Origin of the sequence: Streptomyces sp. NPDC058864 (assembly GCF_042742985.1) — a bacterium.
Classification (GTDB): domain Bacteria; phylum Actinomycetota; class Actinomycetes; order Streptomycetales; family Streptomycetaceae; genus Actinacidiphila.
The window spans coordinates 48,354-61,818 of sequence record NZ_JBHYMQ010000023.1 but is presented as its reverse complement, the minus strand read 5'-3'; the positions used below and the strand labels follow the sequence as shown (position 1 = coordinate 61,818).

At 74.0% G+C, this 13,465-nt stretch carries 11 protein-coding genes; 7 read left to right on the top strand and 4 right to left on the bottom strand.

From position 1 onward, the window contains the following. Window positions 1–92: 92 nt before the first annotated feature. The 3 genes from ACFW3D_RS19485 to ACFW3D_RS19475 all read right to left on the bottom strand — a co-directional run bounded on the left by ACFW3D_RS19485 (window position 93) and on the right by ACFW3D_RS19475 (window position 2,972). Window positions 93–758: a phosphotransferase gene (locus ACFW3D_RS19485; RefSeq protein WP_500505427.1), complete on the bottom strand. Its 666-nt coding sequence runs from the start codon at window positions 756–758 to the stop codon at window positions 93–95. Next, entirely contained in the window at window positions 749–1,270 is a 522-nt protein-coding gene (locus ACFW3D_RS19480; protein WP_500505426.1) for an isochorismatase family protein, read from the bottom strand. Before ACFW3D_RS19480 ends, ACFW3D_RS19485 begins: the two co-directional genes overlap by 10 nt. Before the next feature lie 70 nt (window positions 1,271–1,340). Further along, on the bottom strand, window positions 1,341–2,972 hold the full coding sequence (locus tag ACFW3D_RS19475; protein ID WP_500505425.1) for an acyl-CoA synthetase: 1,632 nt from the start codon (window positions 2,970–2,972) through the stop codon (window positions 1,341–1,343). Window positions 2,973–3,265: 293 nt separating this feature from the next. Between ACFW3D_RS19475 and ACFW3D_RS19470 the strand changes: the two genes are divergently transcribed. The 7 genes from ACFW3D_RS19470 (at window position 3,266) to ACFW3D_RS19440 (ending at window position 11,379) form a co-directional block, all read left to right on the top strand. Continuing rightward, on the top strand, window positions 3,266–4,069 hold the full coding sequence (locus tag ACFW3D_RS19470) for a crotonase/enoyl-CoA hydratase family protein (protein WP_500505424.1): 804 nt from the start codon (window positions 3,266–3,268) through the stop codon (window positions 4,067–4,069). Between the two features lie 20 nt (window positions 4,070–4,089). Beyond that, window positions 4,090–5,037 (top strand): OB-fold nucleic acid binding domain-containing protein, encoded by a 948-nt coding sequence (locus ACFW3D_RS19465; RefSeq protein WP_500505423.1) that lies wholly within the window; start codon window positions 4,090–4,092, stop codon window positions 5,035–5,037. Continuing rightward, complete coding sequence (locus ACFW3D_RS19460) at window positions 5,034–6,107, top strand: thiolase family protein (protein ID WP_500505422.1); 1,074 nt, start codon at window positions 5,034–5,036, stop codon at window positions 6,105–6,107. Before ACFW3D_RS19465 ends, ACFW3D_RS19460 begins: the two co-directional genes overlap by 4 nt. Beyond that, window positions 6,104–7,282, top strand: a complete 1,179-nt coding sequence (locus ACFW3D_RS19455) for a thiolase family protein (protein ID WP_500505421.1) — start codon at window positions 6,104–6,106, stop codon at window positions 7,280–7,282. Before ACFW3D_RS19460 ends, ACFW3D_RS19455 begins: the two co-directional genes overlap by 4 nt. Before the next feature lie 108 nt (window positions 7,283–7,390). Continuing rightward, window positions 7,391–7,630, top strand: a complete 240-nt coding sequence (locus tag ACFW3D_RS19450; RefSeq protein WP_500505420.1) for a DUF397 domain-containing protein — start codon at window positions 7,391–7,393, stop codon at window positions 7,628–7,630. A gap of 316 nt (window positions 7,631–7,946) precedes the next feature. Further along, window positions 7,947–10,829, top strand: coding sequence for an ATP-binding protein (locus ACFW3D_RS19445; protein ID WP_500505419.1), 2,883 nt, complete (start codon window positions 7,947–7,949; stop codon window positions 10,827–10,829). A 49-nt stretch (window positions 10,830–10,878) separates the two neighbouring features. Then, window positions 10,879–11,379, top strand: coding sequence for a hypothetical protein (locus ACFW3D_RS19440; protein ID WP_500505418.1), 501 nt, complete (start codon window positions 10,879–10,881; stop codon window positions 11,377–11,379). Here the strand turns inward: ACFW3D_RS19440 and ACFW3D_RS19435 are convergent. Beyond that, the gene (locus ACFW3D_RS19435) at window positions 11,342–13,351 is read right to left on the bottom strand and encodes an N-acetylmuramoyl-L-alanine amidase (RefSeq protein WP_500505416.1); all 2,010 of its coding nucleotides are present in this window, start codon (window positions 13,349–13,351) and stop codon (window positions 11,342–11,344) included. The two genes, ACFW3D_RS19440 and ACFW3D_RS19435, sit on opposite strands and share 38 nt — an antisense overlap. Window positions 13,352–13,465 lie beyond the last annotated feature (114 nt).

Sequence of the window (13,465 nt, the reverse complement as noted above, 5' to 3'; positions counted from 1 at the left end):
GGGGCTCCGGGGCACGGGGCGGACGGACGCCGCGGCCGCCGGGGCGGGGCCTCGGGGCGTGGGGCCGGGTGGCCGCTCCCGCGATCCGCGGGTCAGTTGCCGCTCGGGGCATGGCGGGCGAGGCGTCCGAGCCTGCGTGCTTCCGCGGGCAGCAGGTTGGGGTCGGCGAGGCGGGCGGCGATCGCCTCGGCCATGCGCGGGGCGGGGTCGGTGGGGGCGGCGCGCAGGAAGCCGGCGAGGAAGAGGCGCAGTCCGGCGTCGCGGACGGGGCCCAGGCTGACGCCGCGCAGGATGGCGACGGTCAGCGCGGTGTCGGCGGCGGGGTCGCCCCCGGCGGCGCCGCTCCAGTCGATCAGCACCGGCCCGTCGGGGGTGAGGATCACGTTCTCCGGGTGCAGGTCGAGGTGGAGGACGCGGTCACGGGCGGGATCCCCGGTGGCGAAGCGGCGGCGGAGCCAGCCGGGTGCCGGGACGGCGTGCAGGGACGCCTGCAGCCCGGCCAGCAGCCGGCCGTGGGAGTGTGCCCGCCAGGGCCTGCGGGCCAGGTCCTCGGCCATGGTGGGCCCGGTCAGGCGGTCCATGACGAGGTCGGCGCCGTCCGCGTCGTGCACCCGGGGCACCGCGAACCCCACCGCGGCCAGGTGGGCCATCACCCGGGCCTCCTCGTCGGCCGAGCCGCCGTTCCGGTAGCGGCGCAGGACCCGCGTGCCGTCGAGGGCCCATACGTCGGCGTCGCGGCCCGCGCCGATCAGCTCCACAGTGCCTTGACCAGCTCCGCGGCGGGGGCCACGGTCCCGAAGCGCGGGAGGGTGAGCGTGACCGCGGCCTCGTGCTCCGCACCGCTGAGCGCGCTCATCGCGTCCTCGGCGAAGTGGAGTTCGTACCCGTGGTCGGACGCGGCTCGGGCCGTGGACTCGACGCCCATGTTCGTCGCGATGCCGGCCACCACGAGGGTGTCGATGCCGCGGGCCCGCAACTCCCCGTCCAGGCCGGTGCCGTGGAAGGCGCCGACGGTCCGCTTGACGATCACGAGGTCGCCCTCCCGTTCCAGGCCTTCGACCAGTTCGCTCCCCGGCGGCTGCTCGTCGACGCCGGGGCGCTCCACACGCACCAGTACGACCGGCGCCCCCGCCTCCCGGAACGCCGTCGCGAGTCCGAGGGAGGCGAGTACGACCTCCTCACCGGAACGCGGCTCCAACGGCAGTTCCACGATGCGTTCCATCAGGTCGATCACGACAAGTGCGGTGCGCTGGGCCTCGAGACGCGTCATGCGCACACCTTAAGTACCGGGGCTCGCGGGCGTCCCGGAATCGCCCGCACTGCGCCCGGCCCTGCGGCGTTCAGCCCCCGGCCGCGGCCTCGGCGGCCACCGTGCGGGCCCAGCGGTAGTCGGCCTTGCCGCTGGGGGAGCGCTGGATGAGGGGGGTGACGACGAGGCTGCGCGGCACCTTGTAGCCGGCGAGGCGGGCCCGGCAGTGGTTCTGGACGGCCTCCAGGGAGAGCGCGGGGGCGCCCTCGCGCAGTTGGACGACGGCCGAGACGTGATGGCCCCACTTCGCGTCGGGGACGCCGGCGACCAGGGCGTCGTACACGTCGGGGTGGGCCTTCAGCGCCTCCTCGACCTCCTCCGGGTAGACCTTCTCGCCACCGGTGTTGATGCACTGCGAGCCGCGTCCGAGCACGGTGACGATGCCCTCGTCGTCGACGGTGGCCATGTCGCCCAGCAGCACCCAGCGCTCCCCGTCGCGCTCGAAGAAGGTCCGGGCGGTCTTGCCGGGGTCGTTGTAGTAGCCGAGCGGTACGTGGCCGCGCAGCGCGATGCGCCCGGGTTCGCCCGGGGCCACCGGCCCCAGGGAGGCGGGGTCGACCACCGCGATGTGCGCGCTGACGCGCAGCCGGAAGCCCTTGCGCGGACCGGAGTCCTCGGTGGCGGTGCCGTTGAAACCGGACTCGGACGAGCCGAAGTTGTTGAGGATCATGCAGTTCGGGGCGAGCGACTGGAAGTGCGCGCGCACGGTCTCGGAGAGGATCGCGCCGGAGCTGGAGAGGCTGAACAGCGAGGAGACGTCGGTGTCCTTCAGCGGCCCGGCCAGGGCGTCCGAAAGGGGCCGCAGCATGGCGTCGCCCACCAGCGAGACGCTGGTGACCTTCTCGCGCTCGATGGTGCGCAGTACCTCCTCGGGGACGTACTTGCTGTGGACGACGACCTTCTGGCCGTAGTGGAAGCCGATGAAGGCGGTCAGCGTGGAGGTGCCGTGCATCAGGGGCGCGGTGGGGAAGAAGACCAGTCCCTCGCCGCCGGCCGCGACCCGTTCGGCGAGTTCCTCGGGGCGGCTGACGGGGATGCCGGTGGGGGCGCCGCCGCCCATGCCGGAGAAGAAGAGGTCCTCGTGGCGCCACATGACGCCCTTGGGCATGCCCGTCGTGCCGCCGGTGTAGATGATGAAACGGTCGTCGGCGGAGCGGGCCGGGAAGTCGCGCTCGGGCGAGCCGGAGGTCTCGGCCTCGGCGAAGGCGACCGGGGCGACGGCGGGTTCGGGCGCGTCCGGGGGCGCGGCACCGACCCGGATCAGGTGGCGCAGCCGTTCGGCGCGGGGGAGGGCCGCCGCGACGCGGTCGGTGAACCCGGCGTCGAAGACGAGCGCGGTGAGGTCGGCGTCGCGGTAGAGGTAGACGAGCTCGTCCGCGACGTAGCGGTAGTTGACGTTGACCGGGACGGCACGGATCTTCATGCAGGCCAGCGCCGTCTGCAGGTACTCGACGCCGTTGAGGAGGTGCAGGCCCACGTGCTCGCCGGGGGCGACGCCCTGGGCCGCCAGGTGGTGCCCGAGACGGTTGGCGGCGGAGTCGAGCTGCGCGTACGTGAGCCGCCGTTCGGCCCCCGTGCCGGGGTGGTCGAGGTGCACCAGCGCCTCGCGGCCGGGCACGGTGTCGGCGACCGATTCGAAGAGGTCGGCAAGGTTGTACTCCACGGCTCTCCTCCTGACCGGGGCCGGGGGACCGGGAACGTGCGCGACCGGCTCCCAGCCGGTCATCAGAGCACCCCGCGAGGGGGCTGTGAAGGGGTCCCGCGGCAAGAATCTGACTGACAGTCAGAAAAGTATTGAACTCCACCTGCGCCTACTGCAACCTGTTCTAGGTCCGGTCGTCGAAGTAGCCCCACCGGCTACCGCCGGGAGGTGCCCCCGAACGCCCGGAGGGCGGGCTCCACGGCTCCCCCGGCACGACAGGGCCCAGGTCCGGTACGCGACGCGGGAGGACGGCGATGGGCGGCACCGAACACCTCACGGTGGAGCGCGTCGGCGCGACACTCGTACTGACCCTCAACCGGCCGGAGGCGCGCAACGCGCTCTCCCTGCCCATGCTCGTGGGCCTGCACGACGGCTGGGTGGAGGCCGACCGGGACGACGCGATCCGCTCCGTGGTCCTCACCGGCGCCGGCGGGGCCTTCTGCTCCGGCATGGACCTCAAGGCCCTCGCCGCCGACGGCGGGATGGCCGGGCAGCAGTACCGGGAACGGCTCACCGCCGACCCGGACCTGCACTGGAAGGCCATGCTGCGCCACCACCGTCCCCGCAAGCCGGTGATCGCCGCCGTCGAGGGGCACTGCGTCGCCGGAGGCACCGAGATCCTCCAGGGCACCGACATCCGCGTCGCGGGGGAGGGCGCCGTCTTCGGCCTGTTCGAGGTCCGCCGCGGTCTCTTCCCCATCGGCGGCTCCACCGTTCGCCTCGCCCGCCAGATACCGCGCACCCACGCCCTGGAGATGCTGCTCACCGGCCGTCCCTACAGCGCGGCCGAGGCCGAGCGGATCGGGCTGGTCGGCCACGTGGTCCCCGACGGCACCGCCCTGGACAAGGCTCTGGAGATCGCCGCACTGGTCAACGCCAACGGCCCGCTGGCCGTCGAGGCCGTCAAGGCCTCGGTCTACGAGACCGCGGAGATGACCGAGGCCGAGGGACTGAGGTCCGAACTGGAGCGCGGCCGGCCCGTCTTCGCCACCGCCGACGCCAAGGAGGGCGCCCGGGCCTTCGGCGAGAAGCGCCCGCCCGTCTACCGCCGCGCCTGACACGGGAGGTCACCACCACCATGCCCGAACCGCTCACCGCCCCCCTCGTCGTCGAGTTCCCCTTCACCCGCTCCCTCGGCCCGGTGCAGAGCGCCTTCCTCACCGGCCTGCGCGAGCGGACCGTCCTCGGCGTGCGCACCGGGGACGGACGGGTACTCGTCCCGCCCGTGGAGTACGACCCGGTCACCGCCGAGGAGTTGCGCGACCTCGTCGAGGTCGGCACCACCGGCACCGTCACCACCTGGGCCTGGAACCCGTCACCGCGCCCGCAGCAGCCGCTGGCCACGCCCTTCGCCTGGGTCCTGGTCCGGCTCGACGGCGCCGACACCGCGCTGCTGCACGTCCTGGACGCACCCGGCCCGGAGGCGGTGCGCACCGGCATGCGCGTCCGCGTCCGCTGGGCCGGACGGCGCACCGGCGCGGTCACCGACATCGCGTGCTTCGAACCCGCCGGGGACGACGGCGGCGAGACCGTGGCGACGGCGCACACCGGCGCGTTCGCCGAACCCGTCACCGGCATCACCGTGCCCGCCCGCCTGGAGTACACCTACGCCCCCGGCCGGGCCCAGACCCGTTACCTGGCGGGCCTGGCCGAGCGCCGCACCCTCGGCGAGCGCTGCCCCTCCTGCCGCAAGGTCTACGTCCCGCCCCGGGGCGCGTGCCCCACCTGCGGCGTCGCCACCGACGAGCAGGTCGAGGTCGGCCCGCGCGGCACGGTCACCACCTTCTGCATCGTCAACATCAAGGCCAAGGGCCTCGACATCGAGGTGCCCTACGTCTACGCCCACATCGCCCTCGACGGAGCCGGCCTCGCGCTGCACGCACGCATCGGCGGCATCCCGTACGACCAGGTGCGCATGGGCCTGCGCGTCGAACCCGTCTGGACCGGCGACGGCCGCTACCCCGACCACTACCGGCCCGCCGGCGAGCCCGACGCCGACTACGACACCTACAAGGAGCTGCTGTGACCACGGAGCCGAGGCCGGAGGCGCGCCGGGAGGTGGCCGTCGTGGCCTTCGCCCAGACCCGGCACGTGCGCGACAGCGCCGCGCTCTCCGAGGTCGAGATGCTGATGCCGGTGCTCCACGAGGTGCTGGGCCAGGTCGGGCTCACCGCGGGGGAGATCGGCTTCACCTGCTCGGGCTCCTGCGACTACCTGGCGGGCCGGGCCTTCTCCTTCACCATGGCGCTCGACGGGGTCGGGGCCTGGCCGCCGATCTCCGAGTCGCACGTGGAGACCGACGGCGCCTGGGCGTTGTACGAGGCCTGGGTCAAGCTCCTGACCGGCGAGGCCGACACCGCTCTCGTCTACTCCTACGGCAAGTCCTCGCCGGGGCGGCTGCGGGACGTGCTGACCCGCCAGCTCGACCCCTACTACCTGGCGCCGCTGTGGCCCGACTCGGTCGCCCTGGCCGCGCTCCAGGCACAGGCGCTGATCGACGCGGGCGACACGGACGAGGCCGCGCTCGCCGCCGTCGCCGGCCGCAACCGGACCGCCGCCGCGGCCAATCCGTACGCGCAGGAGTCCGGTGACCGGCCGCAGGGGGAGTACGTGGTGCGGCCGCTGCGCCGCGGCGACTGCCCGCCGGTCGGCGACGGCGCCGCCGCGGTCGTGCTGGCCGCCGGGGACACGGCACGACGGCTGTGCGCACGCCCCGCCTGGATCCGCGGCATGGACCACCGCATCGAGCCCCACGCGCTCGGGGTGCGGGACCTCACCGACTCGCCCTCCACCCGGCTGGCCGCGGAACGCGCCGGGGCCTTCGACGCGCCCGTCGACACCGCGGAGCTCCACGCCCCCTTCAGCTCGCAGGAGGTCGTGCTCCGCAAGGCACTCGGTCTCGGGGACGACGTCGCGGTCAACCCCTCGGGCGGCCCGCTCGCCGCGAACCCCGTGATGGCCGCCGGCCTGATCCGGCTCGGCGAGGCCGCCGCCCGCATCCACCGCGGCGCGTCCCGCCGGGCGCTCGCCCACGCCACGTCCGGGCCCTGCCTGCAGCAGAACCTGGTCGCCGTCCTGGAAGGAGAGGACCGATGAGCACGGTGACCGGCAAGGAACCCGTCGCGGTCGTCGGCGTCGGCCAGACCCACCACACCTCGGCACGGCACGACGTCTCCATCGCGGGACTCGTCCGCGAGGCGGCACAGCGTGCCCTGGTGGACGCGTCCATGACCTGGGAGGACGTCGACGCGGTCGTCATCGGCAAGGCCCCGGACTTCTTCGAGGGCGTGATGATGCCCGAGCTCTACCTCGCCGACGCACTCGGCGCGGTGGGCAAGCCGATGATGCGGGTGCACACCGCGGGGTCCGTGGGCGGCTCCACCGCCCTGGTCGCGACGAACCTGGTCGCGGCGCGGGTGCACCGCACCGTCCTGACGCTCGCCTTCGAGAAGCAGTCCGAGTCCAACGCGATGTGGGGGCTGTCGCTGCCCGTCCCCTTCCAGCAGCCCCTCCTGGCCGGGGCGGGCGGCTTCTTCGCACCGCACGTGCGCGCCTACATGCGCCGCACCGGCGCGCCCGACACGGTCGGCGCGCTCGTGGCGTACAAGGACCGGCGCAACGCGCTGCGGAACCCGTACGCCCATCTGCACGAGAAGGACATCACCCTTGAGAAGGTGCGCTCCTCGCCCATGCTGTGGGACCCGATCCGCTACTCCGAGACGTGCCCGTCCTCCGACGGCGCCTGTGCGATGGTGCTCACCGACGAGGCGGGCGGGCACCGCGCCCCGGGCCCGGTGGCCTGGGTGCACGGCGGGGCGATGCGCAGCGAGCCCACGATGTTCGCGGGCAAGGACTTCGTCAGCCCGCGGGCCGGTCGCGACTGCGCGGCCGACGTCTACCGGCAGGCCGGCATCACGGATCCGCGGCGGCAGATCGACGCCGTCGAGATGTACGTGCCCTTCTCCTGGTACGAGCCGATGTGGCTGGAGAACCTCGGCTTCGCCGAGGAGGGCGAGGGCTGGAAGCTCACCGAGTCGGGGGTGACGGAGCTCCACGGCGACCTGCCCGTCAACCCTTCGGGTGGTGTGCTGTCCACCAACCCGATCGGTGCCTCGGGGATGATCCGCTTCGCCGAGGCCGCCCTCCAGGTGCGCGGTACGGCGGGCGGGCACCAGGTGGACGGCGCACGTCTGGCGCTGGGTCACGCGTACGGCGGGGGTTCGCAGTTCTTCGCCATGTGGGTGGTCGGATCAGGGCACCCCGGAGAGTGAAGCGGGCATGAACCGGTACCGGTCCCGGGCAGGTTCTTCCATGACCTGTCCGGGCCCCGGCACGGTCGCTAGGCTGGCCCGGACGACGGAGTCGGGAGGAGAGCGGACGTGGCCGAGAGCACGATCGGATCGCCGTTGGCCAACGGGAAGAAGCCGCAGCTTGATCTGGCCGGAGCAACATGGCAGTCGAGCAGCCAGGGCACGGGAGACGTCCAGATCGCCTTCGTCGAGGGCTACATCGCCATGAGGGACGGACGGAACCCCGAGGGGCCCTCGCTGATCTTCACCCCGGCGGAGTGGCGGGCCTTCGTCCTCGGCGCCCGCGACGGCGAGTTCGACCTCACCTGACGCAACCCCGCGGGAGCGTCCGGCGGCTCGCCCTCGTCCGCGACGGCGAGCCGCCGGCGCATGCGGGTGCCGGGGAGTCACGCGGCAGTCGGACGGGCATGTGCCGGGGCACCGCGGCGGCACGTTCCCGCACGTGGGCGTACCTGATCGAGCACAGTCGATCATTCCCCGGACTCTTTTGAACAGCTGTCACCAGTTCGCATTTATCCACTCACGCAGGGTCCCCGGTGGCGTACGCTGAGGTGCCATCGGACAGGTGTCCGAGTATCACCGGTGCGCTCCCGGCGCGCGCCGGATCAGGGGCAGGGGGTGCACTATGGCGAGGCGCACACCGAAGTCCCGGCGGCCGCTCCTCGAACGCGAGGCCGAACTCGTGGCCGTCGACGAGGCGCTGGCCGAACTCACGGGCATACGGGCCGAGGGGGACCGCCCCCGCAGCGGCCCACGGCGCGGTGGTGTGCTCGCCTTCGCGGCCCCCGCGGGCCTCGGCAAGACGACCCTCCTCGCGGAGACCCGGCGCCGGGCCTCCGGACTCGGGTGCACCGTCCTGTACGCCCGCGGCGGCGACCAGGAGCAGGGCGTCGCCTTCCACGTCGCCCGCCAGCTGCTCCAGCCCCAGCTCGCCGGGGCCGGCGACGCGGTGCTCCGCTCCACCCTCGGCAGTTGGTACGGCATCGTCGGCCCCGCCCTGGGGCTGTGCACCGACGGCGAGGGCGCGCCCCCCGACCCGCAGGGCCTCGCGGACGGACTCGACTGGGTGCTCACCCACATCGCCGTCCGCCGGGCCCCCGTGGTCCTCGTGCTCGACGACGCGCACTGGGCCGACCCCGAGTCCCTGGGCTGGCTGGCCGCCTTCGCGCCCCGCGCCGAGGAACTCCCGATGCTCGTCGTCGTGGCGTACCGCCCCGACGAACTCCCCACCCGGGCCGAGGCGTTCCGCGGGCTGCCCGGCCGCTCCGGCACCCGCCCGCTCGGCCTGGAACCGCTCAGCGCCGCCGCCATCGGCCGGCTCGTGCGCGACGCCGTGGGCGAGCACGCCGACGAGGCCTTCTGCCGCGAGGCCTGGGCCGTCACCGCCGGAAACCCCTTCGAGGCCGTGGAGCTGACCGCCAAGGTGCTCGACCGCGCCCTGCGGCCCGACGAGTCCAGCGCGCACCTCCTGCGCGACCTCGCCGCCGCCGCCAAGGGCAGTGGACTCATCGCCCGCCTGGAGCGCCTGGGCACCTCCACCGTCCGCATGGCCTGGGCCGCCGCCGTCCTCGGCACGTCCATCTCGCCGGCGATCGCCGCGAGCGTGGCGGGCCTGGGCGGCGAGGAGGCCGCAGACGCCGCGGACCGGCTGCGCAAGGCCCGCATCCTCACCGGCAGCGACGTCCTGGAGTTCGTCCACCCGCTCATCGCCACCGCCGTGTACCGGGCGATCCCCGACGCCGTCCGGGTCGCCCTGCACGGCCAGGCCGCCTGGTCCGTCGTGGACGCCGGGCTCGGCCCCTCCGCCGCCGCCCGCCACCTGCTGGAGACCCACCCAGAGGGCGACTCCTGGGTCGTGAGCCAGCTGCGCCAGGCCGCCCGGGACACCGCCCGGGCCGGTGCCCCCGACGCGGCCCGCCGTTACCTGGCACGGGCGCTGCGCGAGCCGCCCCCGTTCGAGGACCGGGCGGCCGTGCTCTTCGAGCTGGGCTGTTCCTCCCTGCTCACCGAGCCCGCCACCACCGTCAACCACCTGCGCGCGGCGCTCGACGAACCGATCGTCGACCCGGCGCTGCGCGACGCGATCACCTACCGGCTCTCCCAGGCCCTGGCCCACTCCGACCGGCTCGGCGAGGCCGCGGACACCGTCGGCCAGGCCGCCCGCACCGCCACCAACGCGCGGGCCCGGCTGCGGTTGCAGGAAGAGCAGTTCATGTGGGACGCCTTCCGCTCCGACGAACCCGACTCCCCCGCCCGATCCCGCCGGCTGGCCCGCCTCGCCGACCGGCTGTCCGGACGCGACCTGACCGAGCGCTACATCATCGGCCTGCGCGCCTGGGACGCCACCTTGCGCGGCGAGACCGCCGAGACCGCGCTGCGGCACTCCGACCGTGCCCTGGACGGCGGACTGCCGTGGGCGAGCGAGGACTTCGGCTTCGAGGTCCCGGTGCTGGTCGCGATGACGTACATGTACGCCGACCGGCCCGGCCGCGCCGAGGAGCTCTTCGCCGCCGGCATCGGCGACTACGAGCGCCAGGGATGGCGTGGCGCCCACCTCGCCTTCGGCTACTCCCTGCTCGGCTACGTGCGGTACCGCCGCGGCCGGCTCGCCGAGGCGGAGGACTTCGCCCGCGACGGCCTGCGGCTGGCCGACCGCGTCGGCCGCGGCACCCCGGTCGTCTGGTACACCGTGGCGATCCTCGTCGAGATCCTGCTGGCCCGGGGCCGGGTCCGCGAGGCCGTCGCCCTCGCCGACGAGTACGACTTCCGCGAGCCCTTCCCGGCGGCCGTCACCTTCCCGGACGCCCAGACCGTCTACGGCCAGCTGCTGCTCGCCCGCGGCACGCTCAACGAGGCCATCGCCCAGCTCGCGGCATGCGGCCGGCGACTCGACCGCCGGGGCATGCGCAACCCGGCCTGGTCCCCCTGGCAGCTCCACCTCGCGCTCGCCGAGGCCCGGGAGACCCCGGAGCGGGCGCGCGCCACCGCCGCCGACGCCGTCGAGCGCGCCCGCCAGTACGGCACCGCGTCGGCGATCGGCCAGGCGTTGCGGGTCGCCGCCGAGGTGGCCGCGGAGTCCGACCGGCTCAAGCTGCTGCACGAGGCGGTCGCCCACCTGGAGCGTTCACCCGCCGGCTACGAGCTGGCCCGGGCCCTGGTCGACCACGGCGCCGCCCTGCGCCGTGAGGCCCGGCTCCACGAGGCCGCCGAGCAGCTCTACCGCGGCCTGGAGACCGCCGTCCACTGCGGTGCCGAGGCACTGGCCGAGCACGCCCGCGACGAACTCGCCGCCGCCGGGCTGCGCCCGCGCAGGCTCCGTACGACGGAGACCGACGCCCTCACCGCCCAGGAACGGGCGGCGGCCTCACGGGCCGCCCAAGGCGAGGACGACGAGCGGATCGCCGCAGGTCTGGACACCGACGTGGAGAACGTCACCCGTCTGCTCTCCGCCGTCTACCGCAAGATCGGCACCGACCGGGCAGGCCTCGCCAGGGCCCTGGCACCGTAGCGACGCGACCCCGGGCACAGGGGCCGCCCGGGGACCGTACGATGGGCGCATGTCGTTCCTCCGCCGCCGCAGCGCCGCAACGCCCACAGGGCCGGAATTCGACGTCCTGGCCATGGACCCGGGCGACTGGCCGGGCGAACTCGGCGCCGGGCTGCTGCCCGGTGAGGACGGCAGCTGCCAGGGCATCTTCCTGCGCTACGACCTCTTCGGCGGGCGCGGTCCCGCCATGCTGATCGGCAACCTCCCCGAGGGCTCGCCCGCCCGTGACCTCGAAGAGGGCCAGGTCCCCTTCGAGGTCGCGCAGCTGCTGCTGGCCCTCGGCAACGACGAGCCGGTGGAGGTCGTCGGCACCGAGGACACCCCGGTCATGCACGGTGACAACCTGCTGATCGTGCGCAAGGTGAAGCTCTCCGAGGGGCGCATCGCCTGCACGCAGTTCGACCGCAGCGACGGCGTCCTGGTCACCATCGCGACCTGGGACCGCCCGATCACCGACGACCTCTACCAGTTGCTCAAGCCCCTCCCCGCGGAGATGTTCCAGCAGGGCTGAGCGGGGCCCAGGAGGGCCGCAGGGTCACGTCCTCGGCCTTGACCCAGGCCACCCGGTGGCCGAACTGGATCTCGTACCAGAGCTGTCTGCCACGCACCACCACGTGCTGCGAGGCGTCGAAGGTGACCGCCCGGTAGTACTCGCCGCGCGTCGCCTGGCCCACCGCGTAGCCCTGCCCCGCGAGCAACTTGTACGGCAGCGGGGAGTCCGGCTGCACCGGGACGCCCGCCGGGTAGGCGGACGCCTCCGGGTAGGCGCGCCCGTACACCGGGACCTCGGCGCGGCCCTCCTTCGGCGTGACCAGCAAGCCCGTGGCGGGCAGCGCGGTCCGGTGCCCCCTGGGGTCGTGGAACCAGGCCTTCTGGCCGAGGTACCAGATCGCCGTCCAGTCCCCGCGCCGCTCGGCCACCGCGAACTGCTGGCCGGTCGAGGCACGGGCACCGGTGTCGTTCACCCCGGTCGTCGAAGGGGCCTCCCCGTGCAGACCGGTGTCCCTGACGAGCGGGGCGTCCGCACGCGGCTCGGTGTACAGCCGGACGGCCGTGGAGCCGCGGGACGGGCAGGTGTCGCCGGCGGTCCCGCACCCCGTGTAGACGGGCCGGTTGGAGACGAAGTCCGGGGCGATCGTCACCAGGGCGCTGCCCGGTCCGGCGGTCGGCCGGAAGGGCGCTTCCAGCAACTGGAAGTAGTGCGCCCAGTCCCAGTAGGGGCCGGGGTCGGTGTGCATCCCCGGGATGTTCGCGGGCGTCGGCCCCGGGACGTTGTCGTGGCCCAGGACGTGCTGCCGGTCCAGCGGGATGCCGTAGCGCTGTGCCAGGTAGCGGACCAGCCGGGCCGACGCACGGTACATCGCCTCCGTGTACCAGGTGCCCGGATCGGTGAGGAAGCCCTCGTGCTCGATGCCCACCGACTTGGCGTTGACGTACCAGTTGCCCGCGTGCCAGCCGACGTCCTTCGTCCGCACGTGCTGGTCGACGTGGCCGTCCGCGGAGCGGATCGAGTAGTGCCACGCCAGGTAGTCCGGCTTCTGGACCAGTTGGAGGGTGGTGTCCCAGGTGGCCTCGGTGTCGTGCACGACGATGTAGTCGATCTTCTGGTCGTGCGGACGGTCGGCGAGGTCGTGGTTGCCGTAGTCGCCCGTGCCGTACTCCTCGTACGGGGCCGGGAGCCACTCGCAGGCGATCGTGCGCGGGCACTCCGTCCCGTCCGCGGCGACGGTGCGCAGGCCCAGGGAGCGGAGCTGGGCGGTGTCCGGCGCGAGACCGGGGTGTGCGGCGAGGGTGAGGGTCTCCCCCTCGTCCGTGGTGCGTGTGACGCCGTCCCGGACGACCTGGAAGACGTCGTCGGCGAAGACCGCGGCCGTGGCGGAGTCGTCGGCGCCGGAGTACCGGGCCACCGCGCCGTACCAGCGCGACGGGTCCGAACTCGGCGGTGCGCCCAGCGACTTCTGGGCCCGGGCCAGCAGTGCGGCGCCGCCCTCGACGTTGGCCGCCGGGTTCTCGCGCAGTTCCCCGGCGCTCAGCCCGGTCAGCCCGGCGGCGCGGTCCAGCGTGGTGAGCGCCGGGGACAGCGCACGCGCGTCCACGGCGGGCAGTCCGACGTCGGAGAGGGGACGTCCTACGTCGCCGCGAGGGTCGTCGCCGCCATCACCTCTCCGGGGGAGACCGGTGAGCGCCGTGCGGGCGTCCGTGAGGTGCATGGGGCCGTATCCGGCGGTGACGCTGGGCACTCCGCGGTGGGTGTCCCAGCGCGACTCCAGATAGGCCACGCCCATCAGCACGCTCTCCGGCACGTGGTGGCGCTCGGCGGCGTCCTTGAAGGCCTGCCGGAGCGTCACGTCCCGCTCCTCCGGGGTCGCGCCGGCCGCGGGGAGCGGTGACAGCGCGGAGAGCAGGGCGCCGACGGCCACGGTGACCGTTGCGGCGGTGACGACCTTGCGCGGGCGTCTCGGGTTGTGGGGGGTTCCTCGCACTGCAGCCTCCTGTGGTGACGCACGGGGCCGTTCGGCACCACAGAGGTATCCATTGTTCGACGATCCGTCAACAGTGCGGTGGAGAGACCGTTTACGCATGTCAGCGCCCGTGCG